The following is a 26,740-nucleotide window of genomic DNA, read 5'->3' on the forward strand; positions in this document are numbered from 1 at the left end:
CATAGCATGAATATCCAAACCCACAGTTTCATCGATGCCGAGCGCTGGACCGGCCGTGCCTTCTTCGGCGGCTGGGATCGGACCGAAGCGGGGACGATCAATGTCATTGATCCAGCCAACGGAACGGTTCTCACCTCCGTCGGGCTTGGCGGGCCAGCAGATATCGTTCGCGCCGCTGCAAAGGCCCGGGCTGCCCAGAAAGCCTGGACAAAAATGCTTGGTGCGGAGCGTGCGCGTATCCTCAACAAGGCCGCGGACTTGCTGGAGGCAAACGGTAAGGAACTCGCCCAGTGGATCATGAAGGAGTCCGGCTCGATCCATCAGAAGGCGATGATCGAGATCGAGCACGGAGCGCTTTTCATTCGCCATGCGGCAACACTCGCCACGGCTCCCTCCGGCATGTTCCTTCCCGGCATGGATGATCGTGAAAACTATGCCCGGCGGGTGCCGCATGGCGTTGTCGGTGTCATCTCGCCGTTCAATTTTCCACTTGTCCTTTCGGTTCGCTCCATTGCCGCCGCACTGGCGGTCGGCAATGTCGTGGTGCACAAGCCCGATCCACGCACGCCGATCTCCGGCGGTATCATCATTGCCCGCATTTTCGAGGAGGCCGGCTTGCCGGCGGGCATTCTGCACATCGTGCCCGGCGGGGCAGATGCCGGCGAAGCCCTTTGCAGCGATCCGAACGTGGCGATGATCTCTTTCACGGGCTCCGCACGAGGCGGTGCCAAGGTTGGCGAGATAGCCGGCAGGAACCTGAAGCGTGTCCAGCTCGAACTCGGCGGCAAGAACGCGCTGATCATTCTTGACGATGCCGATCCTGGCGTCGCGGCCTCCAATGCCGCCTGGGGCGCGTTCCTTCACCAGGGTCAGATTTGCATGGCAACCGGCCTGGTTCTTATCGACGAGAAGATCGAACAGGCGGTGACTGAGCGGCTGGTCGCAAAGGCCGCGCAGCTGCCAGTTGGCGATCCCTCGAGCAACCAGGTGGCGCTCGGGCCGATCATTTCGGATGCCCAGGTGACGGCGATCCAGGCGATCGTCGATGACGCCGTGACAAAGGGCGCCCAACTGCTCACCGGTGGCCGCAGCAAAGGGCGCTTCTATCCGGCAACCGTCCTATCCGGCGTGAGGCCCGGCATGCTCGCCTTCGAAGAGGAGATCTTCGGTCCTGTCGCCTGCATCGTTTCTTTCCGTAGTGACGAAGAGGCGATAGCGCTTGCCAATCGATCCGACTACGGCCTCGCTGCCGGAGTCATTTCCACTGACATCGGCCGGGCGATGGCGGTCGGACAAGAGCTTGAGGTCGGCCAACTGCACATCAACGACCAGACGGTCAATGGCGGGCCATATGCCCCCTTCGGCGGACGCGGCAAATCGGGTAACGGCACGCGGGTGGGTGGCCCGGCGGATATCGAGGAATTCACCCAGTGGCAGTGGGTTTCGGTCAAGAGCGCCGCCACGCCCTATCCGTTCTGATCTGCGTGCTTTTTGCTCACTCTCCCTGATCCAGCCCGGACCGCTTTGCGGCATGTGGCTCGATGCCTTTTAGAACAAGGATGATTCCCATGAACTTTCACGGAAAAACAATCGTCGTCACCGGTGCGTCCTCCGGCATTGGGGGCGAAGTTGCCCGCCTGGCACGCTTTCATGGCGCACATGTTATCGGCCTTGATCGGAACGATCCGATGCAGACGCTTGACGGTTTCGTCAAGGCCGACCTGAGTGATCCCTCCGCAATCGACATCGCGGTGCACTCACTGCCCGGGCAAGTCGATGCGCTGATCAATGCGGCGGGCGTGCCTGGAACCGCCGATCGGGGTCTCGTTGCGAAAGTCAATTACCTCGGGCTTCGCCATCTCACCGAAGCGCTGGTGGCGCAGATGCCCAAGGGGGCATCGATCGTCAACTTCGCCTCCATTCTTGGCGCCGAGTGGCCCAAACGTGTCGAGGCTCATCATGCGCTCGCCGCGACGAAGAATTTCGCCGAGGGACTGGCTTGGCTAAACGACAACCCGGTCGCACAGGAGACCTGCTATCAGTATTTCAAGGAGGCGCTGATTGTCTGGACCCGCGCCCGTAGCTCCGATCTGTTCATGCGGCACGACATCCGCATGAATTCGGTGGCACCAGGGCCGGTCTTCACGCCGATCCTTGGCGATTTCGTCGCCATGCTGGGCGAAGAACGGGTGCAGCGAGACGCGAGCCTGATGAAGCGCCCTGCCTTTGCCGACGAGATTGCCGGACCAACCCTATTTCTCTGCTCGGATGCGGCTCGCTGGGTAGTCGGCGTCAACCTGGCGGTCGATGGCGGCCTGGCTGCGACTGCCCTCTGATCGACCAAAGTCTTTGGTTCTTGGGCGCCGCCCGACGCGTTCGATCCTGACACCGGCGATGGCCTGCGAAAGCTCATGCCCGGGACGGGAATCGCGTGTTTCGGCCTTAAAATATGGCGCTTACTTTTCCTTGGCAAAAATTGACTGGGTCGTTCCCGGTTGATTTTCCAAGCGCGGCAACCGGCGTCGAATAGTGACGACGCTAAAGCCTCTCAGTTCGATCTGAGCGCCCACATCCACGCTCCTGCCATTTCCTTCAGGATAGTGTTGACGATTCTTTCTGCATCTTTCAGTTGGAGAATAGGGGTTACGCCATGCGATGATTTCGATAAGCTCTGCTTTGGCTCGGTATCAGAAACTGTATGTGCCTGTTAGAGTGACGTGATGAACCATATGTTGGCTTGCACGTCATGCGGATTGGATAAAACCGAATCGATCGTCCAAGGCGGTTCCTACATTCTTCGATGCGCCGCCTGCGGCGAAGCAACCGTCGCAACATCGTTCATGGCGATGCTCGATTCGGATCACGCGTATTCAGCCTTTGTCGATCCAGGTCCAGGAAATCTCCTCCGCCGGAGACGCTCGTCGCGGTAGCGTCAGGTTGCTACATGCCGCTCTAAATTGGACAAGGTGCCGTTGTATCCGGCGTTGCCTGATATCGCGGAACTGACCGCTGGTACCACTTGATGATGATCCTTAGACCACGCCCTTCTTAAGGATGAAGTTCCCATAGGGGCGAGATTCGGCCGTCTTGATAACTGCAAACGCTCGCATCGCGATAGGATAATAGGCGAATCTTTCGACAGGCTGGCTGACGATCGCACGTCCCTCTGCTTGGGAGCAGGCGGCGATGACATCTTTATGCACTTCCAACAACTCGCCTGGCGCGTCGGTGGCCTCCATGTGCATGAGTGGTGCTTCAACGAAGGTATCCAAAGGCATCATTTGAAGGATTCCACGCACCGCGGTCGGCGCATCGATACCTTCCAAGATGAGGAGCTTTCCGCTGGTGGTCTCGGCCGACACACGAAAAGCCGAGAAATTTCGATCTACGATCGCGAGTTCATCGCCATGGCCCATGGAGGCCATGACCCATAATACGTCGGCCGTAATGAACGGCGGAACACCCTTTAGCATGACAATTCCCTCCCAAGAGATCATCTCCGCTGAGAACGATAATCAGAAAAAAACGATTGCGCAAACGTTTCGATGACGCTAGCGTGGCAAGGTTAGCGGATCCTGGGAGGCCTTTCGAAGGTTGGAATTCCGCTTGGGAGGACACTTTGAAAAGCCTGTTTGTTGCGCTGCTGGCGAGAGCCGGAGTGTGCTCATGACGACTATTTCCGCAGTGGCAAAGGCGGCTGGGGTTTCGGTCTCCACGGTTTCGCATGTTCTCAACAAGACGCGTTACGTCTCGCCCGAGAAGGTGAAGCTCGTAATGGATACCGTAGAGGCGATTGGATATATCCCCAATGCCCTCGCTCGTTCGCTGAAACTCTCCTCCACGGGCACCATCGGCCTCGCAATATCAGCGATTTCGAACCCTTACTTCAGCGACATTATCTGCGCGATCGAAGCTGAATGTTCCAAGCGAGGCTTGATTGTGTTCCTATGTGACACGCAAGATGACCCCGATCGAGAACTGGAGCTAGTCCAGCATCTACATCAGCGCCGTGTTGACGGGATTATTCTTGCTCCTTCAGGCGATCCCAAGAGATCGCTGGATTACCTCATCGAATCCGATCTACCCTGTGTGCTCGTTGATAGGCTATCCGATAGCCGTTTCGACCAGGTCGGGACCGATAACGTCGCTGCCATTCGCACGCTTGTCGATCATCTCGTGACGCTCCGTCATAGACGAGTTGGGATCATTCTTGGGCAGCCCGGTTTTGCGACGACCGTGGAGCGCATGAATGCCTTTCGGGCTGCAATGACGGAAAGAGGAATAAAGGTGCCGGAAGACCTGATTAGCGACAGCAATAACAACACCGCTGATGCTACTGCTTCGACGCACCGTCTGCTCGAATTAAAGGAACCACCGACAGCCATTCTTGCATCGAACAATCTCACGATGATCGGGGCCATGAGGGCCATCCGGGAACGGGGACTTCGCATTCCTGCAGATATTTCCGTACTCGGGATCGATGATTTCGAATGGGCGGATTATTTCGAGCCGCGCCTGACGCTGATGGCTCAGCCTTGCGATGAGATCGGCCGGAAGGCGGCTGATTTGCTAATCGAGCGGATCGGCAACAAGCGTCGCCCCTGCCAAACCGTTCGACTGTCGCCGGTTTTGCGGCTGCGTGAATCGTGTGGAGAGCCAGCATGAGCGAGATCGTTCTTTCAGCGAAAGGTGCAGTCAAGCGCTTTGGCGGGGTTCAGGCGTTGCGTGGGGTGGACTTCGAACTGAAGATTGGCGAAATCCACGCGCTGCTTGGTGAAAACGGTGCAGGAAAATCTACGTTGATGAACCTGTTGTCCGGTGTGTATACGCCGGACGAGGGGGAGATTTTCATCGACGGTAAATCGGTGCGATTTCACGGCCCTCGTGATGCACAGGCAGCGGGCATCGCAACAATCTTCCAGGAACTGGACCTCGTGCCGAGCCTGAGCGTGGCCGCCAATCTCTTTCTCGGACACGAGCGTGTTCATCCGCATGGAATGCTTGACAGCAAGGCAATGCTGCACGAGGCGCGCAAAAGACTGGAAGCGATCGATCAATCCATCGATCCAACCCAGCTCGTAAGCGAGCTTTCCATCGGCCAGCGCCAGGTCGTCGCCATCGTCAAGGCGCTTTCCTACGCATCGAAAGCCCTCATCATGGATGAACCAACGGCCGCCTTGACCGTTGGCGAAGTGGATCGATTGTTCGACATCATGCGTGGCTTGGCGTCCTCTGGCGTTGGTATCGTCTATATCTCGCACCGTCTTGAGGAGGTTCCCCAGATCGCTCACCGCGTAACGGTTATGCGCGACGGCAAGGTGGCTGGTGTCACAGAACCAGACGCGCCGCAGGCCGAACTGGTGCAGCTTCTCGTCGGACGTCCCCTGAACGAGCTTTATCCGCGCCGCGCAGACAGTGTTGGTGACGTACTCCTGCGGATGCGGCAGGCTTCCTTCCATCCGCATCGCGCGTCTCCCGGTTGGCAGGCTCCAATCAGTGTCGATCTGGATGTTCGGCGCGGTGAAATCGTCGGGCTGGCTGGCGTTATGGGGGCGGGTCGAACCGAACTTTTGAGCGCTCTCTACGGAGCAGGCGTGCCGGGTTATTGGCGGGGCGAAATTGCGGTTGGCGGTCGGCCGGCTAAGCTCACATCGATCGCGGCTGCTCGTAGGGTAGGGCTGGCATTCGTCACCGACGACCGGCGTGGGGCCGGTCTCATGCTGCGTATGTCGGTAGGTCTCAACTTGGTCATGTCGGTCATTCGCCGAATATCACCACATGGCTTGCTGTCTGCGCGACGCCAAGAGGATGCGATCAAGAGTTCTTTCGGCCAATTCGACATCCGTCCAAAGAATCCCGCTATCGCGGTCGGAGCTCTTTCAGGGGGAAATCAACAGAAGGTGGTCCTTGCAAAGGAAGTGCTGGGCAATCCGCGTCTGTTGCTTCTCGACGAGCCGACACGCGGCGTCGACGTCGGCGCAAAGGGGGAAATCTACACCCGCTTGCGCAAGCTTGCTTCCGAGGGGCTGGGGATTCTTGTCGCTTCGAGCGAAATGCCTGAGCTGATCGGCCTGTGCGATCGAATAGTGGTTTTGCGCAACGGCTGCAGCGTTGCTGAGTTTTCTGGCGGCGTCAGCGAGCATGAAGTCCTGGCGGCCGCCAACGGGAGGGAGGCCTGATGTCCGAACAGCAAATCACGTCCAGTCCAGCGATTCAGCCCGCCAAGCGCATTGATCCGCTGGCGGTGATGGTCCGCTTCCAAAGCTTGATCGGTCTTATATTGGTCTTCGCAGGCGGCATCATTTTCTCGCCGCGTCGACATGGCGTCATCCTGTTTCTTCAACCCGACAACATCGCGAACATCGTCCGCGCGGTGTCAGAGACTGGCATCATCGCGATCGGAATGACGTTCGTAATCATCACTGCCGGGATTGATCTCTCGGTCGGGGCGACACTTGGTCTTGCGAGCGTCGTGACAGCAACGTTGATGGTCTCTGGCGGTTTCGGGCTCATTACAACTGTCTTGGCAGTCTTGCTGATGGGCACGTGTTTCGGGTTAGTCCAGGGAGCGATTTCAAGCAAATTTCGGCTTGAGGCATTTATTGTCACCCTTGCCGGTTTACAGGCAGCTCGCGGACTTGCACTCGTCGTATCGGGCAATCAGTATATCAACATCTCCTATGGCGACGGGCCTGGTCTCGCTCCACCAATTTTTGCCATTCTGGGCGGCAGGCTATTCGGCAATGTCGTGCCCGTCGCCACGATCGTCTTTCTGATCTTTGCCTGTGTCGCTACGCTCGTGCTGAACACAACCAGGTTCGGCCGCTATGTCTATGCCGTCGGCGGAAACGAGCGCGCCGCTCGCATCTCAGGCGTTCCGGTCTCGGTAATCAAGATCGCCGTCTACGCCATCACCGGCTTTGCATCCGCGCTGGCTGGCATCGTTCATGCAGGGCAGTTCAATTTCGGAAGTGCCAATGATGGGACCGGATACGAACTGACGGCCATTGCGGCTGTCGTAATTGGAGGAACCAGCCTGTTCGGAGGTTCCGGTTCAATGGTCGGAACAATCGCCGGCACGATCATGCTGGGCGCTTTGGCTAATATTCTTCAGCTCAACAACATTACGCCAGCCATGCAGTTGCTCGCCACCGCGGCAATCATCGTTCTGGCAGCAGTCCTTCAATCCCTCGTTCGCCGCCGCGAAGGATTGGGAAGGTAGTCTGGTGGCATCTCCCGGAGGGTGGAGCCGGGATCAATGTGGAGGAGAAAATAATGACACGCAATGCACTTCGATTATCGTATGTCTGGCGCATCGGCCTGCTAGCGAGCTCAAGTCTGGCTATCGTCAATGCTGCCCAGGCTGCTGATCCGCTCGTGAAAGCCTGTGCCAAGAATGGCGAATTCGTGATCGGCTTTTCGCAGGCAAACAATGCAGAACCCTACCGCCAGCATGTCAACGATGAACTGCAGGCAGCCGCCAAGGCTGTCCCGCAGTTCACGCTGCAGATTGCCGACGGCGCCGGCAACGTCAACACCCAGACATCGCAGGTCGACAACTTCATCACGCAAAAGGTCGACCTCCTGTTGATCTCACCCTTCGAGGCGGCGCCGCTCACGCCGGCCGTTAAGCGGGCGATGGACGCGGGTATCCCGGTTATCGAACTTGATAGGAAGACGAACGGCGAAGCTGGCAAGGACTACACTTCTTTTATTGGCGGAGACAACTACAAGATCGCATTGGCCGCGGGTCAATATACAAGTAAGACGCTTCTGCCCGATGGCGGCGAGGCTGCGGTGCTGGAGGGGCTCCCGAGTTCAACGCCTGCCGTCGAGCGACTGAATGGCTTTAAGGACGGCGTGAAAGCCAATCCCAAGATCCAGATCGTGGCGGAACAAGCGGCTGACTGGTTGCCGGACAAGGCGCAAACAGCATTCGCAGCCATGCTGCAGGCACATCCAGATATCAAAATGGTCTACGCCAGCAACGATATGATGGCGGCGGGTGCCCTGCTTGCGGCAAAGGGTGCCGGAAAGACCGTGAAGATTATTGGCACCGATGGCTTGCCCGGCCCAGCTGGCGGGATTGAGGCGGTCGCAAAGGGTGATTGGTCCGCGACATTCACCTATCCAACAGGTGCTAAAGAAGCAATCGACATGGCAAAGTCAGTATTGCTGGACTGTGCGTCATCGGTACCTGCAACGGTAACGGTCGACACGACCGCTATCACGCCTGACAATGCGAAGCAGATGATGGGCAAGTAGGACTCTGCAAGCCAATCCGGCTGGACGCAAGATCTAGCCGGATTGAGCGGATCGCATGGCGACCGTTGTCGAGTCACGGTTGCCGCGTGTATTTCCCGACGCTACGGTGTCGATGCCTCTCACATCAATCCCGGCGAAGGAAGCTCGCCGGTTATTTCGGCTTATTATGTTCTCATCTCGGGTTGTGCCAAGGGCGTTTTACACCTTTACCCAGTTTGGAAGAAGCTTCCCGATTCAAAAAGGGTAACTCGATCGTCGATTTGGATGGTCGCTGGTTCGATTCTTTTCAAGAGCGAGGAAATTGAGCCTCGGCTAGTTGTCGTCGACTTGGAGCCGTCCCATCGTGATCGGCGGGCCGGTGTTCGAGGTGTAGGAAAATATCGGCCGGTGGTGATCGCTGGGGTGGCTTGCGGCAATGCCTGTTCCTCGTGCCTCATTCAACTTTCCCGCTCATCGGAGCGACGCGTCACCCCTCGGTTTCGCCAAAAAGCCTCCTCCTCAGCGGTGATATAATCTTCGGCCTCCGGTGATGGCGGATCTGGTTCTTCGGGATAGCCTGCCTCCAGAAACTCTTCCGCTTCCAGATAGGCCAAGGCTTCCGGTCGAACCTCGACCTCGAGCACATGAATTGCGACCTCGTTGGAATATTCCTTGATCGGCTCGGCATAGGAATAGCAAGCCCAAGGGAAAAGCTGGATCATCAGCTCGTGAAGATGTTGCGCCCGAATGCGATAATCGATCCGGATCTCCGGTTCGCCTTCGTCCAGAATGATGCGCAAATTGCAGAAAATTGGAGAGGAATCGCCCCATTCGTCCCAAATGAATATTGCCGCCTGATCGCCAATCCTTTCCATCAGGGCTCGGTCGACCGCAAATGCCGAACGCAGCAACTTTTGCGGATCCGATGAGACGGTTTCCTCGAAGCCCAATCGCGCCGATGCATCCAGGATGTTGGATGCCGGAATGGCGAGCAACTGCTCTTGTCCGAATTTATCGAGCGGTTCCATCTTGACCCACTGCCACAGAACGTCACCCCGCTCGGGGTCGAACAGGAACACGCAAACCGAAAGGGAATGGGATGCCCAGTAATCCAGGCAGTGGCTTTCGACTTGATGAAGGTAATTGCCGCTGTCGTCCCTCTCTGACGATGCCAGCCTGATCCTCATCGGCAGAAAGCGGCCGGTTGACCATCCGTCCTCGATCATCTCGGCGCGAGCATCCAAGCCGCTCTCCTGGGGATACGATACCCGCCGAAGACACCAGTTAAAGTCCCGGACAAAAACTTTCTCGACAGCGTCGATCGCCGCGCGGATGGCGGGCTCGGTGTGAGCGGCACTTAAGCCCATGAGGCGCCGCCGTCTTTGCGACAGCTCCCCGCGGCCCGCTGTTGCAAGGAAGCGATATATCGCCATCCCGGCGGCAACGATTGTCGGAATAACTGTCTGTAGACGTCCAGCCATTGAACCTTGCCGTCGAACTAGCCGGTCCCTTCGCTTACATGATCGAGCAGCGCCAGCAAACCCTTGAGGATGTCTGTCGGGGACGGCGGGCAGCCGGGAATGTGCAAGTCGACGGGCACGATCTTCGAAACTCCGCCTACGACGGCATAGCTCCCGGCAAAGCAACCGCCATCACGCGCGCAGTCGCCCAGCGCAACGACCCATTTGGGTTCCGGCGTGGCATTATACGTCCGTTCGAGGGCTTCAGCCATGTTCTTGGTCACGGGGCCGGTGACCATGAGCACGTCAGCATGACGGGGCGAGGCCACGAAACGGATGCCAAACCGTTCGATATCATAAAAGGCGTTGCTCAGAGCATGCATTTCGAGTTCGCAACCATTGCAGGATCCGGCGTCGACGGCGCGAATCGCCAGGCTGCGACCGAGCCTGCGGCGCGCCTTACTGTCCACGGCCGCCGCGAGTTCCTCGACTGCCGCGTCGGCGCTGACGGGTGCAGGTTCCGTCAAAGGCGGCCGGATCAGGCTTTCGAACAGGAGCTTGCGCATAGTCTCTTGCCTTTACAGATCGTGCCCCGAGTATGAGCAGTTGAATGATTTGTTGCAGAGCGGAAAGTCGGCGACGATATTATCCTTGATCGCAGCCTCCAGCAGCGGCCACTGAAACCAGGAGGGATCGCGCAGATGGCAGCGCTCGATCCTGCCCTCAGGCGTGAGACGTAGCCATGCCAGGATGTCACCACGGAATCCCTCGACAAGAGCTACGCCCTCTCGAAATTCATTGACAGGCGGAACATCGGAAAGAACCGAGCCGCCCGGCAGTCGGTCGAGAATTTGTTTAATGAGCGACAGGCCCTGCTCGACTTCGCGAATACGGATCCATACTCGGGCGTTTACGTCGCCGTCGTTGAGCAGCGGTACATCGAAGGTCAATTCGTCATAGGGCGGATAGGCAAGGTCGCGTCTGGTGTCGAAGCTGCGGCCGGCTGCTCGGCCGACGTAGCCGCCTGCACCATATTGGCGGGCAAGCCCACTCCCCAATGTGCCCGCACCGACCGTCCGGTCTTGAAGCGAGGCGGTATTGTCGTAAAGCTCCACCAGGGCAGGGAATTTCCGGCTGAGCTCGGCATGCAGGGCCTGCAAGCCGGCCTTTGCGTTGCCGTCGAGGTCGGCGGCAACGCCGCCAGGCAGGATACGGTCGCGCATCAGCCGGTGCCCGAAGGCAGCGTCGGCGGCGCGCAGCACCTGCTCGCGCAACACGCCGCAATGAGCAAGCATCAATGCGAAGGCAGCGTCATTGCAGATCGCGCCTATATCTCCGAGGTGGTTGGCGATCCGCTCGAGTTCAGCCATCAGCGCCCGTAGCCAAACGGCACGCAGCGGCACCTCAAGCCCAAGAGCTGCTTCCGCCGCCAGCGAAAAGGCATAGGCATAGGCGACGCTGCTGTCGCCGGATGTTCGCCCGGCAAGCTGCACCCCACGCGCCAGGTCGGCACCCGCCATCAGCGCCTCGATCCCCTTGTGAACGTAGCCGAGCCGTTCCTCGAGGCGAACGACGGTTTCACCATTGGCCGTGAAGCGAAAATGGCCGGGCTCGATGATGCCGGCATGCACCGGCCCGACCGGTATCTGGTGCAGGTTCTCTCCTTCGACGGGCAGAAAGGCGTAGGAATATTCGGAGACGGGCGTGCTGCGCTCTCCCAATGGGAACCGCAGATCCCAGCGGCCATGGTCGATCCACAGCCTGCTATCTGGAAGTCCCGCTGGTTCCAATCCCGTGAGGTCGCGGAGCGTTCGCTCCAGACGTAGTGCCGGCGGATGGTATCGCGCGATGGAAGGATAGCCGTCATGCAATTTCTCCAGGCTAAGGATGGCGCTTTTGCCGGCCTGCTCGTCGAGCAGCGCCATGTGCACGGCGTTGCGCTCGCCCCAGAGGCCAAGCATCGTCAATTGTCCTTCCGACAACCTCGAGGCTGCCGATATCCATGTGGAGGAATCGGTAACGGCACGCGGCCACGGCCCATGATGCGAAACCTGCCAGCCATTTCCTATGAGATCATCCAACATCGACATAGTCCGGCCTCGCATCATCGAAGAAGATTGGCGATATGCTGAAACCAGGTAACCATCGGCGGCGGTAGATAGATTCCGGCTCCAAGTACCAGCGCGAGATGCAGAAACATCGGCAAGTAGGATGTTTCGGCCGGGGCAGTGCTGCCGCGCGGTTGACCAAAAATCGCTCCCGTCAATCGCAGCAGCAGAGCGCCGAAGGCGACCAGCAGCCCGAAGACAAGCGGAATGGCGAGCAGCGGCTGCTTCGCGAAGGTCGAGCTGACGATGAGGAACTCGCTCATGAAAATGCCGGCCGGCGGCAGGCCAGCAATGGCGATTACACCGGCCAGCAGCCCCCAGCCGAGCCCCGGATGCGTCTCGGTGAGGCCTCGAATGGCCGAAAGCCTCTGCGTCCCCTTGATCTGGGCGATGTGACCGACGGCGAAGAAGATTGCCGACTTGGTCAGCGAATGCATGACCATATGCAACAGGCCGGCAAAATTGGCGAGCGAGCCGCCCAGGCCGAAGGCGAAGACGATGATGCCCATATGTTCGATCGAGGAATAGGCGAACAGACGTTTGATGTCACGGCGGCGGTAGAGCATGAAGGCGGCGAAGATCAGCGAGACAAGCCCCATCGTCATCATCAGCGGCCCAGGGCTGATGGCTTCCGGGCTGGCGGCAAGCACGATCTTGAAACGCAAAACGGCATAGAGCGCAACATTGAGCAGAAGACCCGAAAGCACCGCCGAGATCGGTGTCGGCCCCTCGGCATGCGCGTCCGGCAGCCAGGCATGCAGCGGCGCAAGTCCGACCTTGGTGCCGTAGCCGAGCAGCAGGAAGATGAAAGCGAGGTTGAGAAGAGCCGGATCAAAGCCGGCGGCGTGTTCCACCAGCGTCGTCCAGATCATGGCGTCGTAGCCGGTGCCGACGACGGCCTGAGCGGCCAGGTAGACGAGGATGGTGCCGAACAATGCGAAAGCGATACCGACGCTGCCGAGGATGAAATACTTCCAGGCTGCTTCCAGTGCCTCATGGGTGCGGTAGATGCCGACCATCAGCACGGTGGTCAGCGTCGCAAGCTCCACCGCCACCCACATCAGGCCGATATTGTTCGACACGAACGCGAGGTTCATACCAAACATCATGACCTGATACATCGCGTGGTAGAATCGCAGGTTGGCGGGCGTGAGACGGCCGATCTCAAGCTCATGGGCGATGTAGCCGGCACTGAAGACGCTGGTGGTGAAGCCGACGAAGGCATTCAGGACGATGAAGACGATATTGAGATCGTCCACGAGCAGGTATCGGCCCGGTGGCGGCCGCGCGCTGACAAAGAGCAAAAGCGCTGCAACCAGCGTCAAAAGGCTTGCGACTATGTTCAGCCGCGCCGTCATGCGGTAGCCGGGCAGGAGTGCCAGAAGGGCTGCGGCGGCGATTGGAACAACGAGGACGGCCGTCACCGCGTCGAAGCCGAGGATGGAGGGGGAGGGAGCGTTCATTTGCGTCGTCTCCCCTTGAAATCGTCGAGCGCCCGGACGTCTACCGTGTCGAAGCGCTCGCGGATGCGGAACAGGAAGACGCCGATGACGATGAAGGCGATCAGGATCGAGAAGGCGACGCTGATCTCCACCACCAGCGGCATGCCCTTGGCGCCGGTCGCCGCCAGCACCAATCCGTTTTCCAGCGACATGAAGCCGACGACCTGGCTGACGGCATTGCGGCGCGTGACCATGATCAGCAGTCCCAGCAGCAGGACCGATAGGGCAAAGGCAAGATCTTCGCGTGCGATCGGATCGGCCGACGGTGTCACCCGCAGCATGACCACCGTTGCGAGGGCCACCAGTCCCAGGCCGACGAGCATGGTGGGGCCGATGCCGACGACAGTCTCAATCTCGCGGTGGATGCCGAGCTGGCGGATCATGCGATGCAGCACCACGGGAATGATGATCGCCTTGAAAATGAGAGCGATCGCCGCCGTTACAAAGAGATGCGGTGCATCCTGGATGAGGGCTTGCCAGGCAACCGACAGCGTCAGCACCAGCGAATGCAGCGCAAAGACGTTCAGCAGCGCATAAAGACGGTCCTGATAGAGCATCATCATGCTGACGAGCACCAGACCACCGGCAAGCATGTGGGCGATATCGAAGACCGACCCGGTCATCAGAGCCCCCTCGACACGAAACGCAGCAGCGCGGCGAGCAGACCGAGCATCAGCGCTGCACCGAGGAATTCCGGCACGCGGAACACGCGCATCTTGGCGGTCGCGGTTTCAAACAGCGCAAGCAGGGCGCCGCCCCCTGCCAACTTGGCGAGATAGGCAAACAATCCGATCAGGTAGGCAAGCGGCCCGGCCCCGAAGGCGACGAGCTTCCAGGGAACGAAAAGGCAGGCGATCAACGAAATATAGAGCAACAGCTTGAGCGATGCCGCGAGCTCGATCATGGCCAGGTGCCGTCCGGAATATTCGAGCACCATGGCTTCGTGCACCATAGTCAATTCCAGATGGGTCGCCGGATTGTCGACGGGGATACGGGCATTTTCGGCGATCGCGACCATGACGAGGGCGATGAGGGCGATCGCCAGCGACACGCGCAACCCCACCTGCGGCGAGGTCATGAAGGCAGCGATGGCGGAAAGTTGGGTCGAGCCGGCGACCAGGGCAAGCGTGAAGATGATGAGCAGCATCGACGGTTCGGCGAGCGTCGCAATCATCATCTCGCGGCTCGAGCCGATGCCGCCGAAGCTGGTGCCGACATCCATGCCGGCAAGCGCCAGGAAGAAGCGCGCGCTGCCAAGCAGCGCGATGATGGCGATTAGGTCCGCGGTCCAGCTAAAGAGGAGGCCGGTTGCGAAGGTCGGGATGATTGCGGCAGCTACCCATGTCGCGGCGAAGATCAGGTAAGGTGCTGCTCTGAACAGCCAGGATGCGTTTTCCGCCACCACTGCCTCCTTGCGCAGAAGCCGGACAAGGTCGCGATAGGGCTGGATCACGGAGGGTCCGCGACGGCGCAGCAGCCGCGCCTTGAACATGCGCACAACGCCCGTCAGCAGCGGCGCAAGCAGCACGACGAGCGACATCTGGAGGGCTTGGGCGAAAAGGGCGAAGATTATGTCCATAGTGCCAGGACCAGAAGCAGCAGGACGAGCGTGAGGAAAACCAGGCTCAGATAGCGCCGGATTGTCAGAAACTGCAGATAGTTGAGTTTTTCCGCGGCAAAGCCAACGGCGCCGACGATGGGTAGATAGAGGCCTTCCCAGATATGATCATGCATTTCCAGCGCGAACCGCGCCGGTCGGAGATCGCCGGGCGGCGGCATGTTGACCCGGTCGCGAGCGCGAAAGATCAGCGTGCCGAAAACGCGCCTGATGGGCTGGGCGAAACTGCTGGCGGTATATTGCGTTGCCGGACTGCTGAGCGGAAAGCCGCAATCCCAGGCCGGCGCGCGCCGGATGCGTCTGGAGCCAAAGCGGTGGACCAGATAAGCCGTGAACGACGCCGAAAAGAGGATGAAGAGGAAAACGAGCAAGCCGTTATAGGAACTACGGGCTTCGGCGATCGGCACGATCGACAGCCATTGAATATCCGTTTGCACCGGCATCCGCTCGCCGATCAAAGAGAGCGTCAACGGTGCGAGTGCATCGATGACGACCCCCGGCAGGATACCGGCAGCAAGGCAGAGGAAAGCCAGAACCGACATGGCGGCAAGCGAGAAGCGATCGACCTCCGTTGCCCGTTCGACCAGCACGCTGCGCGGACGGCCAAGAAACGTCACGCCGAACACCTTGACGAAACAAGCCGCGCCGAGGGCGGCGGCAAGGGCGAGCAGGCCGCCTACGGCCGGCACCAGGAGCTTCGAGCCCCATTGCGGCAGGGTCGGGCTCTGCAGGACGGCCTGAAACGTCAGCCATTCGGAAACGAAACCGTTAAAGGGAGGAAGAGCCGAGATTGCGATACAGCCTGCGAGAAAGAACACGGCCGTTACCGGCATGCGATGAATGAGCCCGCCGAGTTTTTCGATGTCCCGTTCCCCGGTTGCCGTCAGCATCGCGCCGGCGCCAAAGAAAAGCAGGCTCTTGAAGAAGGAATGATTCAGAACATGGAAGAGTGCCGCGGTCAGAGCGAGGGCCGCCGCCAGCCCCATGCCGTTCGCCTTGAACGCAAGCGCCAGACCGAGGCTGACGAAGATGACGCCGATATTTTCAATGGTGCTATACGCAAGCAGACGCTTGAGATCGCTCTCCATCAGCGCGTGCAGAATGCCGAGAACCGCGGTGATGCCGCCGATCGCCAGAACGACGATACCGAACCACCAGGCCGGCGCGCCGAGCAGATCAAAGACCACGCGGATGAAGCCGTACACCGCGACTTTGGTCATGACGCCACTCATGAGCGCGGAAACATGACTGGGGGCGGCCGGATGCGCTCGCGGTAGCCAGACATGCAAGGGCACCAGCCCGGCCTTGGATCCAGTGCCGATCAACAGCAAAACGAGCACGAGGCCCGAGGTCAGCGGCGCATGGTCGGCGGCGCGCATCGTGGTGAAACTGTAATTGCCGTCCGGTCCCGCAAGCAGACCGAAGGCGAGCAGGAGAGTGAGCGTGCCGAAGCTCGCCATGACGATATAGAGATAGCCCGCTTTCCTGTTGCCGGTATCGCGATGATGGGCCATCACGAGCGCCCAGGAGGCGAGCGACATGAACTCCCAGGACATCAGAAAGGTGAAGGCGTCATCCGCAAGGATCACGAGATTCATGCCAGCGACAAAGGCCGGGAAGAACGGCAGCACCCGGTGCGGCGCATGTTCGTGGCGGCCGTAGCCGAGCGCATACAGGCTCGAAAGCATGCCGCCGAAATTGACGACGGTCAGAAAGAAGGCGGATAGCGCATCCAGACGAAAATGACTGCCGAGCCACGGCAGGCCGATCGGAAGCACGAGCGTGGATAGGGCGTCGGGAGAAGCCATCGTTACGAGTGCGCCGATCGCTGCGGCAAACGCGATTGCCGACAGACAGAAGCTTAGGCCATAGGTGAGCTTCGTTGCCTGTTTCGATCGGGCGATGCAGACCGCAAGGGCTGCCGTTGCAAACAGGGAGACCGAGCACAGCAGGATCGCGGCCAGGGAGATCATGAGCGAGGTCCCGTTCCTCGTCCGGGCAATCCAGGCACTCCGCTCTCCGATCGCTTGGTCTTCAGCCTGACGCCGCGCCCCCCATCCTGGCTGACGACGCCCTCGCTGATCACCTCAATGCCGGCTTCGTTTAAAGCCGCCAGCAATCGCATCAGGGAATCGACGTTGCCGCGCACGACGTCGGGGCTTGCTTCCATTCGTTGGATTGTCGGAACGGAAACCCCCGCCAATTCCGCGAGTTGGCGCTGATCTATACCAAGAAGGGCTCTGGCGGCACGCATCTGTGCGGCAGTGATCATGGCAGAACCATCACTTATGCTTCATAAGCTCTGATGTTAGCAGTTTAGCGCATGCTTACTGATGTATCAAATCACATTTATGATGCGGCATCTTCACACAAAGCCAAAAGCTCACTTGTGAGAATGTCCTGCCGAGTAGTAAGACAAATCGTCATCATTTCGGACAGTTGGCCTTCGTAGGAATCGCCGCAACCCAATCTCGCAACGCCGAGAATGGAGGAGAGCTCGACGGTTTCTGGTTCAGGTTCGGAAAGATGTTCGGCCTGAAATCCGGGAAAGAGCAAAGGCTTCCGATGTCCCCGATCCGTATCCGCCAGAGGTCGCTCGCATGCTTGTAAGACAAGGCACCCATCGCAACGAGAAAATTGACCGCCGGCTGGCGGCTTGCCTGGCAGCAATCGCCGGCACATTGAATGCGGCGGCCTTCTACGCCGTCGGCTTCTTCTCGGCCAACATGACGGGCAATGTATCGACGCTGTCCGATCATCTTGCCGTGGGGCAATGGCTGTCGAGCCTGTTTTATGGAGGAATCGTCGTAGCCTTCATCCTGGGTGCTGCGACGTCGACGCTGATTATCAACGCAGGCCGCCGTCGCAATATGCATGCGATCTATGCTTACAGTATTCTGACCGAGGCCGTGTTACTCGCCGCGCTCGGATGCGCAGATCTCTGGTTGCTTGCTGCTTGGCGCGCTCCGGTTCTCGTTCTCGGACTTGCATTCCTCATGGGGCTTCAAAACGCGGTCGTGACGCGCATCTCTGATGCCAGGGTTCGCACCACGCATGTTTCCGGGATGGCAACGGATATCGGCATCGAGTTGGCCATTGCCCTGGATGCTTTGCGCGGCCATGAGCAGGTTTCGGAGGCGCGGCACAATCTGGGCAAGCTCAGATTGCATCTTTACACGATCCTTTCATTCCTTCTCGGTGGCATCTTGGGCGTGCTCGTTTATCGGGCCATCGGTGGCTATCTTCTGCTTCTGGCCGCGGTTACCTTGGTCGCAATCGCTCTGAACGCGATTTTACATGCGAGGAAGGTATTTGTTCCCTACGGAAGGTTTTGAACGGGGTGGCGTTCAAGCGCTGACGAATGCCTGGCGGCACCTGCGTCAGGCTTGGCGACGGCATGGCCTTCTCGGTTGAAGGTGCATCAGTGTGCATCGGTGGCCGTATCTCAAGGGTGCAGGCCGAGGTTAGCGTGTTCAGTTTCACAACGCTTTGACCCAGATTGCAGTTGAGACTGATCCATTCAGTGGCTGAGAACTCATTGGCGAATTTGCGATATCCACATCCAGGCATGGTCGCGACGAGATGCAAAGCTGAGTGAAATCTAGAGAGAAGTGAGCAGTCGCGGGCTCGTATCCTTTCAAGAGCCGTAGACGTGAGCCGGAAGCTCCACGGCTCTTCAGCTGCCAGTCAGGTTGCCTGTTTCGATTGAGAAGAGGTGATAACGAGGCCGCCGAACGTCAGTCTGAGCGAAATCTTCGCCCACATAAAGCAGCGGACAATCATGCTCTTTTGCGACTTCATACGAAAAGCAATCGCCATAGTTCAGTCCAGCCGGATGAACATCCTTGCCCCATCGGCCGTAGGCGTGAGCCACTCGACGGGTGGAGGCGATCCGGTCTGGCTGCGGTTCGTTTCCCTTCGGGAGCAATCGAAGTTTTCGGTCGTCCGCGATGAGCTGTTATTAAAACAGCTCGTTGCATTAGAGCAAACCAATCAAGTGGAAAATGCGAGCCGTTTTCGGACAAGCATTCTGACGATTGACACATACGTTCTGCCCATTTTGACCGTGGCATCGTAAAGTTGGCTTAGCTCACATACTGCTTATATGGGAATTTACTCAGTCTGAAGCTGGCGTCATTCTTTCTGTCGACAGTGATTTGAAGGAGGATGTCACAATGCCTGTTGATCGGGAGCTTTTCGAAACGTCGGCCGGCAGACATATTGTTTCGACGGCCATGATCTCATTAAGTCATCCGTCTGCCGCCATGATGAGACGCAAATCCGAAAACGTTCTGCGCTTAAAAGCTGATGGCAAATCAACCGATGATATAGCACGAGAGGCTGGCGTTAGCCGATCGACGGTAACGAGAATCCTGCGCTACGTTGAAAGAGCGGCAGCTAGTTAACCGAGACCTGGCCCAGTGAAAGATGGCTGAAGGTTTGGAGGGCGTTTGAAACGGGGTCGGCGCAAGTTCCGTGAACGCGGCATCGTATAGGCTTGCTGGCTCCTTGCGCGACGCACTAAATGTTTTTGTGGCCGCCCCCAATGATCGTCGGCGGCTCAGATGATGATTCGCGGATCAGATCATGACACCTCGATTTCACTAGGGTATCGTGGATCTCTCGCGACTTCCGGCAAACACAATCAAAGGTCGCCAGTTCCAGGCTTTTAGGGCTGATCCATCTGTCGCGGCGAGCACGGCCCTGTGAGTTACGAAGTGGAGTGCCGCGACTTTGCGGCAGCCGGCTCGCGAGTAGCTGGCCGGCTTGGCGAGCTGGTAAGAGAGGCCCGTTCAAGCGACTTCGCTGCGGCTGACCTCCTGAATTTTTTCCCAGACGTGGCCAGGTTTGGGAAGATCGAGACCGAAGACCGTATTGAATGTGTCCGCGAGATGACCCGCGCTTGTGATACGCTGCTCGCAAACGCTGTCTGCCGTGACGCTGCTTAGGCAATCGTTCTTCAGGGCGACATATCCCTCCGAAGTATGCCGCAGGATCGCAAGAGCGCTTATGAACGGTGAACCAGGATCCTGGGTCAGCCAGCCAAATGTAGCGGCAATGGCGGCCTCGTCGCTGTGATCTGGTCGAAAATCAAAGCTGTGTGCGAGGCCATTCGCATGGTTTTTGAAGCGTAGCCACCCGTCGGGCGTCGACAAGATCGAGAAATCGAAGCCGCGTTGGCTGATTGGCCCGACGGCAAGTGGTACGGGTTCGACGATGGCATCTGCCAAGCCAACCTCGGCAAGGTACGGCCGGTCAAGATCGACACGCAGAGTGAGATGATTGCCGATAGCGGCATCGCCTATCATTTCACGATTGACGCCGCCGCATAAGCGCGTCACTCGAAAACCGAGCGCTGCGAGCGCCGCGCCGAACAGACCGTTCATCTCATAGCACCAGCCGCCGCGCTTGCCCTCCACCATTTTGGCGAAGGCGACGGATGGTGCGATCGAGGACGGCCATCCCATGAATGCATCCAGCGCCTCCCAAGTGAAGGCCATGAGATGGGCGCGGTGAAGCCTCGACAGGCTCTCGACATCGAGCGAAGCCGGCCGATCCACTCCGATCCTTGCGAGATAGGCGTCCAGTTGGCCGGACGTCAGGGTCATTCCATTTTCGCTTGAAGAGGCGCTTGTCATCCCTTGTTTTCCTTTTGATGGGCGTTCCGAAATTTCCGATGCTGCTATGCTGTCAGAAGGCGCTTCGTTGACGTGGTTCCCCTCGAGTGATGATCCGGATGCTTGCCCATGAGGCAAATGGGCATAAAACTCCTTCGTTCGCCGATGGAGAGGCAACGGCGTTGGGCAGGAAGAGTGGGTTTGACATGGTGCCAATCGCTGTGTTCCTGCCGCGATCGGCGGTGTCAATTACGCGGCGGACAGGGCTCCTTGGGCAGACCTTTGTACGAAGTCCTCAATTTCTGCGACGAGCCGTGCGGCCCCTGGGCCTTCCTCAGCAATGGTACGCCCAAGTGCCAATGCCCGCTCGCCAAAGCTCGGTTCGGAAAGGACGCGCCGCACGGCCTCGCAGAGCATTTGCGGTGCTATCGAAGGATCGAGGCGCACGCCCACGCCGTGATAGTCCACGCGGGCGGCATTGTCGTTTTGATCGCGCCCCATCGGGAGAACGACGAGAGGGACGCCATGGTGCAGCGATCGCATGATCGTACCGTGCCCGCCGTGGGTGACGACGGCGCGTGCTTTGACTAGGATGTCGTCATGTACCGCATTCGGAAGAATTGTGACATTCGCGGTCGATTGAAGACGAAGTCCCTCGAGCGCCTTGCCAAGGGTAACGACCACCTCGATCGGCTCCTCGGCTAGACAGGATATCACCCGCTGGAGCACATCGGCCTGCCCCTGATTGGTGGTGCTAAACGACACCAGCACGAGTGGCCTCGTTGCGCGCGCCGGTTCATACGCCCAGCGTTTGTTGGCCCAACTTGGCATCTCCAGCAGCGGCCCCACATAGCGCACACGATCCGGCAGATGCTCGGTCGGAAAATCGAAGCTGCTGCTGGTGGCAAGGAGATGACGGCCAGCGCTCAAGTGTTGTTCGTAAACATGTGGTAGCGGCGCGACGCCGAAATGAGCACGAGCGGCGTTGAGGCAAGGCAGGAAACCATCCCATATTTGCTCCACCATCGCCGAAACCTCGGCATCGCGCGCCCTGTCCGTCGCCGATCGGGCAGGCTGAAAGCCCGGACCGAATGGCGGATGTCCGGGAAGGGCCCAGAGCGAGATGTTACTTGCAAGCAGGGCGGTCGGAACCTTCGCAATTTCGCCCGCGAGCATGCTGCCGAACAACAAATCCGAGCCGATAAGGATATCGGAAGGCTCCGCTGCCAGCGCTTCGAGAATATCCTCTGCATAGGCTTGTGCTGGCCCGACGAAGATCCGTTCGCACCCTCTTTGGAAGCCGGCCAGGGGATCGGCGGTCTCCCAGTCACGAATGAAGCAGCTTTCGAAGGTGCGATCCGGGCGGTTCGGAGCGCGCTTCCATGGCAGGAATCGGGCTCCGGCCTCGATCGCCTCCGCTTTCATCGTGCCGTCGGCGATAAGGCGCACGTGGTGGCCCCGGCCGACGAGGGCACGCACCGCCGCAAGCGTCGGTGGTACATTGCCGCCGCCTTCCCATCCGACCACCAGGATGTGCAGATGTGGCCCCTCATCTGTCGTCTTTATCATTGCCGTGGTCCTTCTCGATGGAGGCCGGATCAGTTCATCTTGTCCTCACGCAACAGGCGCTCGATCGCTTGCGTCATAAGTCGATGTGTCTCTGCCGCCGAATATCCTTGTGCCCGACGCAACAGATGCCAGATCCAAACATCGGTCTGAACCAACAACTGCGCGAGTCGATCCTGGCGGGCTTGGCCATCAAGTTGGTCGAGCCAAGCCTTGAACATGTCCGCGATCCACTCGCGGTGGCCTTTGCGTCCGCCATCGAGGACGGCAGCGAATTCGGGAATACGCGCTTCCTGTCCAAGTGTCCGCACGATGATGTCGCCGGTGCGTTCATAGTCGTCCATCAGGAGCGCGACGATATCAGCCACGCTTTCTGCGGGCATGCTCCAACGCCCCGCCCGGATCGAAGCATCCATCCGAGCCGCCATGGCGCTGAGCACGCCGGTTTTGCTACCGAAACGCCGTATCACGGTTTGGCGTGTGGTGCCGGCCGCAGCGGCGATGTCGTCGAGAGTGATCTCGTCAAACCAGCGCTCTGCGAGGAGCGCGGTCAAGGCGTCGACGATCTGCTGCTCGGTATCCAGAACTGCACTGGCGCGCGCCGACTGGCGATAAGCTCGCGGAGACATAGGGTTGCTCTTTGATTTTATGTTACTATATGTAACGCGAAATTTGAGAGATGTCAACGTGAGCTAACGATGCGTGGAATGACCGTGTCTTTCCATCCTGATCCTATGTAATGGCTTGCGAAAGACTACCTCGCGATGAGCGTCTCTTTTCATCTTGAGGTGTGTGTTGAGGCACTGTCGATGCTCGGCTGAATCCTGAAACCCGTTAGCGGCCGCTCCGAGCTGTGCGATGACTACGCGCTGCCCTCAATTGCCGCCTGGGCTCTGTCGATTGCAAGTAACGAGTCATCGTCGGAAAGTCTTTTGTAGTTCTGCATCGGCTGACCTCCGCGTCTAAAAACATACCGTCGACACCTGCTGCCGCGTCCCAGAAGCTTGATGGGTGAAGGCGATCACACCAAGCGCGTGTGGCATGTTATAGAAAAGGCGTCGGACGGCGGATCCTTCGGGGCAAAGCGCGGGCTATAAAGATGGCGCCAATTAATCCCAATTGGGCAAGAGAATTGTGCCAGAAATGCTACGCAAGGTACAGGTTGCAATCTCACGGAAGTCATTGACAGGTTGTGTATGCGCCGACGCTCTTCGTCAAATCGCCCGGACCGTGCTCATCGAGCGTGGCATATTACGTCTGACTGATGCGTGCATTGCCTACATCATGACCGACAAAAGCGGGCAGTTGGTTCAAGATATCCAGCAACTGTCGCCTCTCATCAGGCTACACTCTCATCGCTCGTCGAAAGCCTGGCCGAGGTGGACTAAAAGCAAGTCAGGGATCGCGCGTTTACAGCTTGCGGGGCAATCATCCGAGGCTTGGTTGCGGCAAGATCGAGCTGCGGGCATGGTTTCACATCGCTTCAGCTATTCATATCTGGTTCAGATGCGGAGTGCAGAACTGTATTCGTCCGCTAAGGCCCCCCTAACTTTCGGAGTTATACATGAAAATCACCTACGCTCTTGCTCTTGCTGGCCTGCTTGCATTCTCTGGTTCAGCTTTTGCAGCGTCGTCGACTGCGACAACAACCGACACTACGCTCAAGCCAGCCACTGCTACGACAACCACTACGGCGACGAAGCCGACGGCTGCTACGACCAAGGTTACAAAGCCGGTAACTACCGATGCACAGAAGCAGGCGATTTCCAAGAAATGCTCAGCAGATGCCGACGCCAAGGGTTTGCATGGCAAGGATCGCAAGAAGTTCCGCGAGCAGTGCAAGACGGCTGCCGCGAAGTAAAATTGATTTTCTCAACGCGCATATAACCCCAATCACGGCACTCGCAGAAGGTGTAAATCGAATTATACCAATGAGTGCCGTGATTGGGTCTCTAGTTACGCCATTTTGAACCGGGAGAAATCACATGGGCATTGGAAAGATAATAGAAGAAGTTGCTGGCGCCGTCGCTGCAGAGGACGCGCTGAAGGCCGCCGACCCGGACGCCGGATTCCTCTCTAAAGTGGCAGCAGCCGTTGTAGGTTTCGAAGGCGTTAGCAAGCTGACGGACCTGATTGAGGATAAGGAGCAGGCCAGTGCCGCTGATGATAGCGGCGATCAAAGCAGCTAGTAATCGTCGTTTCGCGCGGATGGCAAGGTAGGTCGCTGGTAGAGTCAGAGCTGGCGCCTGTCAAAATAGGTAAACTCTCCCCTTTATGTTTGCCTTGAAACTGCGCAGGAGCTAAGTGTCAGTATTATTTCAAACTTTCAGGATAGTCCAATGGTCAGGAATTTTGCGATAGCGGCAATTGCGGTTGCGACAATCATGTCAGCGACGCCGTCGTTTTCACAAAGCATCGAAATCGGCCCAGGCGGCGTACGGGTTAATCCCGGAATAGAATCGCCACCGCCTCGGGACATGGGTATTACTGAGCGCGAGGCTATTCGCATAGCGCGAAGCCAAGGCTTGGAGGACGTGGACGATGTTGCCCGCAGACGAAACGTCTTTATTATACAGGGCGTTGATCGTGATGGCGATGATATAAAAGTTGTGATCGATCGGCGAACGGGTGACGTTATTTCGGTTGACTGACTCGGTGTAGCGGCGCGCGATCATCGGCGCACCTGACGTCAGACAAGCCGAAAATGCGCCTGCCGATCGCGAGGGCGTTTGGCCCGCATGATTGAATACAAGGATATCCTAAAAGGATTTTTGGAATATCTAGAATTGGGGGCGTTTGTTATTTCAGTTTTGCTTGTGCATGGGCCGCGGGGCTTAATCAGGTCAACAGTGTGACCGGCTCGCCCTTGTCAACGTCCCTAGGATTGCCGGGTTTGCGAGAAGGATTATAGATGGCCTGACAGTCAATCGGCGTTCGGAAAGCCCAGGCGTGGAAATGATTCATAGAAACCGTGTTGATTATTGTGGCTCTGAGCGCGGATATCCGTCTTGGCCGTGGCATGACGTGAGGCCGAATACGTTGATGCGGACTGCGCAGGGATAGATTCTACCTGCGAACAGGGCGGGCCATACGTTCCACGCAGAACTCCAGTTCGAGACGAACCCTGATGCGGGCATCGCGTTGCGGTGTCACCGGCATCCAAGCATGCTTGCTCGTCTGTGGCGAAATTACCTGCGCATTTCGCATGGAACTTTAGGTATTCCCACGCCCATCTCTGGATCGACTGGCCTGCAAGCCAAAAAAGCTGCAAATGGTAGCGGTGTGGCCGCTGCCCACCAGTGCGCGCTGGTCAGGCACATTGCGCCTGAACTTTGAAATCCGCTGCTTAATTCAATTTGCCTGAAGCAAACTCCGGTTTTTCGCTGCTATTCCATAAGCCCGCGTTTGGTCGAAAATTTTCGGTGAAAGGTGGATGCGGCAACCATTCATGCTTTGTTCAGCCACTCAGTTTCAGGATGATGACATGAATGGAGGTTCGCTATGAAAATCTTTAAAAGTCTCCTTACGGTGCTTCTGAGTGCCGGCCTGTTGATCGGTGCGGGCGCTGTATCAGCTGCACCAATGATGAATATGACGAAGCCGGAGGGCCAGTCATCCGTTCAAACGGTCCGTTATAATCACCATCGCCACTGGCATGGCCCGCGACATCACCGGCCTCACAATTGGGGATCGCATCGCAGCTACCGGAGCCATTACTGGCGCGGTCATCATTACGGTTGGTACAAGCACCGTCATCACCACCATCACCGTCACTACCGCTACTAACCAGAGCCCACGGAAAGCTGCACAAGTATAGCAGGTATTTAGAGCATCAGCCGAGGCAGAAATCGAATATGCCTCGGCAGCGTCGGAGATAGCTATGACAATGTCTCGCCGAAACGATCAACAGTATCTGTACGGCCGAGTTCATCGGCCCGCACCATAGCCCAGTTTCGAAGCGCTTGAATTCGCCACCCTGGAACGAGCCGGCTTGTTCAACCATCGACGGCTTCCGGAGCGTATCGGCAACATCCGTCAACTGAATCAAACGGTCACCAGCGGAGCTAGTACGATTCATATTCGAAGTGCGTTTGCTGATATCGAAGTGCCTCTCTCGGACCGCTTATAGCTCTCGTGTAAAAGCCGTCCCTCTGATTGAGGACGCACCTCCTGGGCGAGAGAAAACCCCAGATTGATGATAGAATTCATTTGATGTGCTACCCGGCGTCTGCATGGAGCCCCTATGATTGCTGGCAACATAAGTCAGGATGCGAATCTCAAGATTCGCTCCCGGGCCAGCTATTTGAAGCCAATCGTTCGTTCCGATGGATCTTGGGCTATCGATGCGCCTTTTGCCCATCGAGATAACCGTGTTCAAAGGCTTTCGCGAGTAGGCTTCCTACAGGATAGGGATTTTCTTCACCCTGCTTTTCACGCATACCGGCGACGCCTCCACGCTCATAGGCTTCTCTAGTTGCCTCATCGGAAGCTTGCGAACATGGGGCGCTGATTGTTTCCACTTTCCTGCGACCACACAGCGCTGGCCCCAACTGAGATGGAGTGAGAGGGTTTTGGGCACGCATAGATCTTTCCTCCGTAAAGCACAAAGCGGCCTGCCGTGGAC

24 protein-coding genes and 3 pseudogenes are annotated in these 26,740 nt (G+C 58.2%); 12 read left to right on the forward strand and 15 right to left on the reverse strand.

Features of this window, described 5'->3' with window-relative positions; genetic code table 11:
- The first annotated feature begins 6 nt into the window (after nucleotides 1-6).
- The 3 genes and pseudogenes from AC13Q5_RS20905 to AC13Q5_RS20915 all read left to right on the forward strand — a co-directional run.
- Entirely contained in the window at nucleotides 7-1,479 is a 1,473-nt protein-coding gene (locus tag AC13Q5_RS20905; RefSeq protein ID WP_075857010.1) for a benzaldehyde dehydrogenase, read from the forward strand.
- A gap of 89 nt (nucleotides 1,480-1,568) precedes the next feature.
- Nucleotides 1,569-2,336, forward strand: a complete 768-nt coding sequence (locus tag AC13Q5_RS20910; protein ID WP_075857009.1) for a coniferyl-alcohol dehydrogenase — start codon at nucleotides 1,569-1,571, stop codon at nucleotides 2,334-2,336.
- 384 nt (nucleotides 2,337-2,720) lie between these two features.
- Nucleotides 2,721-2,926 (forward strand): annotated as a pseudogene (locus AC13Q5_RS20915) (hypothetical protein); the annotation flags it as partial.
- A gap of 106 nt (nucleotides 2,927-3,032) precedes the next feature.
- Here AC13Q5_RS20915 and AC13Q5_RS20920 read toward each other — a convergent pair.
- Nucleotides 3,033-3,473: an RbsD/FucU family protein gene (locus AC13Q5_RS20920; RefSeq protein WP_075857008.1), complete on the reverse strand. Its 441-nt coding sequence runs from the start codon at nucleotides 3,471-3,473 to the stop codon at nucleotides 3,033-3,035.
- 193 nt (nucleotides 3,474-3,666) lie between these two features.
- Between AC13Q5_RS20920 and AC13Q5_RS20925 the strand changes: the two genes are divergently transcribed.
- Genes AC13Q5_RS20925 through AC13Q5_RS20940 form a run of 4 tightly spaced genes read left to right on the forward strand, consistent with a single transcriptional unit; the run spans nucleotide 3,667 to nucleotide 8,265 of the window.
- Complete coding sequence (locus AC13Q5_RS20925) at nucleotides 3,667-4,665, forward strand: LacI family DNA-binding transcriptional regulator (RefSeq protein ID WP_457880446.1); 999 nt, start codon at nucleotides 3,667-3,669, stop codon at nucleotides 4,663-4,665.
- Nucleotides 4,662-6,179 (forward strand): sugar ABC transporter ATP-binding protein, encoded by a 1,518-nt coding sequence (locus AC13Q5_RS20930; protein WP_075857006.1) that lies wholly within the window; start codon nucleotides 4,662-4,664, stop codon nucleotides 6,177-6,179. Before AC13Q5_RS20925 ends, AC13Q5_RS20930 begins: the two co-directional genes overlap by 4 nt.
- The gene (locus AC13Q5_RS20935; protein ID WP_075857005.1) at nucleotides 6,179-7,222 is read left to right on the forward strand and encodes an ABC transporter permease; all 1,044 of its coding nucleotides are present in this window, start codon (nucleotides 6,179-6,181) and stop codon (nucleotides 7,220-7,222) included. Before AC13Q5_RS20930 ends, AC13Q5_RS20935 begins: the two co-directional genes overlap by 1 nt.
- A 53-nt stretch (nucleotides 7,223-7,275) precedes the next feature.
- Nucleotides 7,276-8,265 carry a substrate-binding domain-containing protein gene (locus AC13Q5_RS20940; protein ID WP_075857004.1) on the forward strand — a complete coding sequence of 330 codons (990 nt, stop codon included), beginning with the start codon at nucleotides 7,276-7,278 and terminating at the stop codon, nucleotides 8,263-8,265.
- Nucleotides 8,266-8,702: 437 nt separating this feature from the next.
- Here AC13Q5_RS20940 and AC13Q5_RS20945 read toward each other — a convergent pair whose 3' ends face one another.
- From AC13Q5_RS20945 to AC13Q5_RS20980, 8 genes are all read right to left on the reverse strand, one after another.
- Nucleotides 8,703-9,611, reverse strand: coding sequence for a DUF4365 domain-containing protein (locus tag AC13Q5_RS20945; RefSeq protein ID WP_488503035.1), 909 nt, complete (start codon nucleotides 9,609-9,611; stop codon nucleotides 8,703-8,705).
- Between the two features lie 131 nt (nucleotides 9,612-9,742).
- Nucleotides 9,743-10,270: an NADH-quinone oxidoreductase subunit B family protein gene (locus AC13Q5_RS20950; RefSeq protein ID WP_488503017.1), complete on the reverse strand. Its 528-nt coding sequence runs from the start codon at nucleotides 10,268-10,270 to the stop codon at nucleotides 9,743-9,745.
- 12 nt (nucleotides 10,271-10,282) lie between these two features.
- Nucleotides 10,283-11,794 carry a hydrogenase large subunit gene (locus AC13Q5_RS20955; RefSeq protein ID WP_488503018.1) on the reverse strand — a complete coding sequence of 504 codons (1,512 nt, stop codon included), beginning with the start codon at nucleotides 11,792-11,794 and terminating at the stop codon, nucleotides 10,283-10,285.
- A gap of 14 nt (nucleotides 11,795-11,808) precedes the next feature.
- Nucleotides 11,809-13,275: a hydrogenase 4 subunit F gene (locus tag AC13Q5_RS20960; protein ID WP_488503019.1), complete on the reverse strand. Its 1,467-nt coding sequence runs from the start codon at nucleotides 13,273-13,275 to the stop codon at nucleotides 11,809-11,811.
- The gene (locus tag AC13Q5_RS20965; RefSeq protein ID WP_075856999.1) at nucleotides 13,272-13,937 is read right to left on the reverse strand and encodes a hydrogenase-4 component E; all 666 of its coding nucleotides are present in this window, start codon (nucleotides 13,935-13,937) and stop codon (nucleotides 13,272-13,274) included. Before AC13Q5_RS20965 ends, AC13Q5_RS20960 begins: the two co-directional genes overlap by 4 nt.
- Nucleotides 13,937-14,893, reverse strand: a complete 957-nt coding sequence (locus AC13Q5_RS20970; protein WP_075856998.1) for a respiratory chain complex I subunit 1 family protein — start codon at nucleotides 14,891-14,893, stop codon at nucleotides 13,937-13,939. Before AC13Q5_RS20970 ends, AC13Q5_RS20965 begins: the two co-directional genes overlap by 1 nt.
- The gene (gene hyfB / locus AC13Q5_RS20975; RefSeq protein ID WP_488503020.1) at nucleotides 14,884-16,905 is read right to left on the reverse strand and encodes a hydrogenase 4 subunit B; all 2,022 of its coding nucleotides are present in this window, start codon (nucleotides 16,903-16,905) and stop codon (nucleotides 14,884-14,886) included. The genes AC13Q5_RS20970 and hyfB overlap by 10 nt, the downstream gene beginning before the upstream one ends.
- On the reverse strand, nucleotides 16,902-17,204 hold the full coding sequence (locus AC13Q5_RS20980) for a helix-turn-helix domain-containing protein (RefSeq protein WP_075856996.1): 303 nt from the start codon (nucleotides 17,202-17,204) through the stop codon (nucleotides 16,902-16,904). The genes hyfB and AC13Q5_RS20980 overlap by 4 nt, the downstream gene beginning before the upstream one ends.
- A 328-nt stretch (nucleotides 17,205-17,532) precedes the next feature.
- Between AC13Q5_RS20980 and AC13Q5_RS20985 the strand changes: the two genes are divergently transcribed.
- A complete protein-coding gene (locus AC13Q5_RS20985; protein ID WP_488503021.1) occupies nucleotides 17,533-18,267 on the forward strand; it encodes a YoaK family protein in 735 nt (244 codons plus the stop codon).
- Nucleotides 18,268-18,608: 341 nt separating this feature from the next.
- Here AC13Q5_RS20985 and AC13Q5_RS20990 read toward each other — a convergent pair.
- Nucleotides 18,609-18,821: pseudogene (locus tag AC13Q5_RS20990) on the reverse strand (type II toxin-antitoxin system VapC family toxin); the annotation flags it as partial.
- A gap of 379 nt (nucleotides 18,822-19,200) precedes the next feature.
- Here AC13Q5_RS20990 and AC13Q5_RS20995 point away from each other — a divergent pair.
- On the forward strand, nucleotides 19,201-19,338 hold the full coding sequence (locus AC13Q5_RS20995) for a helix-turn-helix domain-containing protein (protein WP_244558019.1): 138 nt from the start codon (nucleotides 19,201-19,203) through the stop codon (nucleotides 19,336-19,338).
- A 387-nt stretch (nucleotides 19,339-19,725) separates the two neighbouring features.
- Here AC13Q5_RS20995 and AC13Q5_RS21000 read toward each other — a convergent pair whose 3' ends face one another.
- Genes AC13Q5_RS21000 through AC13Q5_RS21010 form a run of 3 tightly spaced genes read right to left on the reverse strand, consistent with a single transcriptional unit; the run spans nucleotide 19,726 to nucleotide 22,670 of the window.
- Entirely contained in the window at nucleotides 19,726-20,799 is a 1,074-nt protein-coding gene (locus AC13Q5_RS21000; protein ID WP_488503022.1) for an arylamine N-acetyltransferase family protein, read from the reverse strand.
- Nucleotides 20,800-22,119, reverse strand: coding sequence for a nucleotide disphospho-sugar-binding domain-containing protein (locus AC13Q5_RS21005; RefSeq protein ID WP_488503023.1), 1,320 nt, complete (start codon nucleotides 22,117-22,119; stop codon nucleotides 20,800-20,802).
- A gap of 29 nt (nucleotides 22,120-22,148) precedes the next feature.
- Nucleotides 22,149-22,670 carry a TetR/AcrR family transcriptional regulator gene (locus tag AC13Q5_RS21010; protein WP_457878386.1) on the reverse strand — a complete coding sequence of 174 codons (522 nt, stop codon included), beginning with the start codon at nucleotides 22,668-22,670 and terminating at the stop codon, nucleotides 22,149-22,151.
- 1,010 nt (nucleotides 22,671-23,680) lie between these two features.
- On the opposite strand from AC13Q5_RS21010, the gene AC13Q5_RS21015 reads away from it, so the two are divergent.
- Nucleotides 23,681-23,977 carry a PsiF family protein gene (locus AC13Q5_RS21015; protein ID WP_488503024.1) on the forward strand — a complete coding sequence of 99 codons (297 nt, stop codon included), beginning with the start codon at nucleotides 23,681-23,683 and terminating at the stop codon, nucleotides 23,975-23,977.
- Nucleotides 23,978-24,101: 124 nt separating this feature from the next.
- Nucleotides 24,102-24,305 carry a hypothetical protein gene (locus AC13Q5_RS21020; protein ID WP_488503025.1) on the forward strand — a complete coding sequence of 68 codons (204 nt, stop codon included), beginning with the start codon at nucleotides 24,102-24,104 and terminating at the stop codon, nucleotides 24,303-24,305.
- Nucleotides 24,306-24,521: 216 nt separating this feature from the next.
- On the opposite strand, the gene AC13Q5_RS21025 is transcribed toward AC13Q5_RS21020, so the two are convergent.
- On the reverse strand, nucleotides 24,522-24,791 hold the full coding sequence (locus AC13Q5_RS21025; RefSeq protein ID WP_488503026.1) for a hypothetical protein: 270 nt from the start codon (nucleotides 24,789-24,791) through the stop codon (nucleotides 24,522-24,524).
- 1,183 nt (nucleotides 24,792-25,974) lie between these two features.
- On the opposite strand from AC13Q5_RS21025, the pseudogene AC13Q5_RS21030 reads away from it, so the two are divergent.
- Nucleotides 25,975-26,245: pseudogene (locus tag AC13Q5_RS21030) on the forward strand (hypothetical protein); the annotation flags it as partial.
- Between the two features lie 208 nt (nucleotides 26,246-26,453).
- On the opposite strand, the gene AC13Q5_RS21035 reads toward AC13Q5_RS21030, so the two are convergent.
- The coding region (locus AC13Q5_RS21035; RefSeq protein WP_488503027.1) for a hypothetical protein at nucleotides 26,454-26,740 on the reverse strand (287 nt) is incomplete at its 5' end.

The sequence above is a fragment of the Martinezella sp. CNPSo 3964 genome, from assembly GCF_057784375.1.

What these genes read in the sequence shown, in the direction of transcription:
- AC13Q5_RS20905 (WP_075857010.1), top strand. Translation starts at nt 7, where the DNA reads ATGAATATCCAAACCCACAGTTTCATCGATGCCGAGCGCTGGACCGGC.
- AC13Q5_RS20910 (WP_075857009.1), top strand. Translation starts at nt 1,569, where the DNA reads ATGAACTTTCACGGAAAAACAATCGTCGTCACCGGTGCGTCCTCCGGC.
- AC13Q5_RS20920 (WP_075857008.1), bottom strand. Translation starts at nt 3,473, where the DNA reads ATGCTAAAGGGTGTTCCGCCGTTCATTACGGCCGACGTATTATGGGTC.
- AC13Q5_RS20925 (WP_457880446.1), top strand. Translation starts at nt 3,667, where the DNA reads ATGACGACTATTTCCGCAGTGGCAAAGGCGGCTGGGGTTTCGGTCTCC.
- AC13Q5_RS20930 (WP_075857006.1), top strand. Translation starts at nt 4,662, where the DNA reads ATGAGCGAGATCGTTCTTTCAGCGAAAGGTGCAGTCAAGCGCTTTGGC.
- AC13Q5_RS20935 (WP_075857005.1), top strand. Translation starts at nt 6,179, where the DNA reads ATGTCCGAACAGCAAATCACGTCCAGTCCAGCGATTCAGCCCGCCAAG.
- AC13Q5_RS20940 (WP_075857004.1), top strand. Translation starts at nt 7,276, where the DNA reads ATGACACGCAATGCACTTCGATTATCGTATGTCTGGCGCATCGGCCTG.
- AC13Q5_RS20945 (WP_488503035.1), bottom strand. Translation starts at nt 9,611, where the DNA reads ATGGGCTTAAGTGCCGCTCACACCGAGCCCGCCATCCGCGCGGCGATC.
- AC13Q5_RS20950 (WP_488503017.1), bottom strand. Translation starts at nt 10,270, where the DNA reads ATGCGCAAGCTCCTGTTCGAAAGCCTGATCCGGCCGCCTTTGACGGAA.
- AC13Q5_RS20955 (WP_488503018.1), bottom strand. Translation starts at nt 11,794, where the DNA reads ATGTCGATGTTGGATGATCTCATAGGAAATGGCTGGCAGGTTTCGCAT.
- AC13Q5_RS20960 (WP_488503019.1), bottom strand. Translation starts at nt 13,275, where the DNA reads ATGAACGCTCCCTCCCCCTCCATCCTCGGCTTCGACGCGGTGACGGCC.
- AC13Q5_RS20965 (WP_075856999.1), bottom strand. Translation starts at nt 13,937, where the DNA reads ATGACCGGGTCGGTCTTCGATATCGCCCACATGCTTGCCGGTGGTCTG.
- AC13Q5_RS20970 (WP_075856998.1), bottom strand. Translation starts at nt 14,893, where the DNA reads ATGGACATAATCTTCGCCCTTTTCGCCCAAGCCCTCCAGATGTCGCTC.
- hyfB (WP_488503020.1), bottom strand. Translation starts at nt 16,905, where the DNA reads ATGATCTCCCTGGCCGCGATCCTGCTGTGCTCGGTCTCCCTGTTTGCA.
- AC13Q5_RS20980 (WP_075856996.1), bottom strand. Translation starts at nt 17,204, where the DNA reads ATGATCACTGCCGCACAGATGCGTGCCGCCAGAGCCCTTCTTGGTATA.
- AC13Q5_RS20985 (WP_488503021.1), top strand. Translation starts at nt 17,533, where the DNA reads ATGCTTGTAAGACAAGGCACCCATCGCAACGAGAAAATTGACCGCCGG.
- AC13Q5_RS20995 (WP_244558019.1), top strand. Translation starts at nt 19,201, where the DNA reads ATGAGACGCAAATCCGAAAACGTTCTGCGCTTAAAAGCTGATGGCAAA.
- AC13Q5_RS21005 (WP_488503023.1), bottom strand. Translation starts at nt 22,119, where the DNA reads ATGATAAAGACGACAGATGAGGGGCCACATCTGCACATCCTGGTGGTC.
- AC13Q5_RS21015 (WP_488503024.1), top strand. Translation starts at nt 23,681, where the DNA reads ATGAAAATCACCTACGCTCTTGCTCTTGCTGGCCTGCTTGCATTCTCT.
- AC13Q5_RS21020 (WP_488503025.1), top strand. Translation starts at nt 24,102, where the DNA reads ATGGGCATTGGAAAGATAATAGAAGAAGTTGCTGGCGCCGTCGCTGCA.
- AC13Q5_RS21025 (WP_488503026.1), bottom strand. Translation starts at nt 24,791, where the DNA reads ATGATCGCGCGCCGCTACACCGAGTCAGTCAACCGAAATAACGTCACC.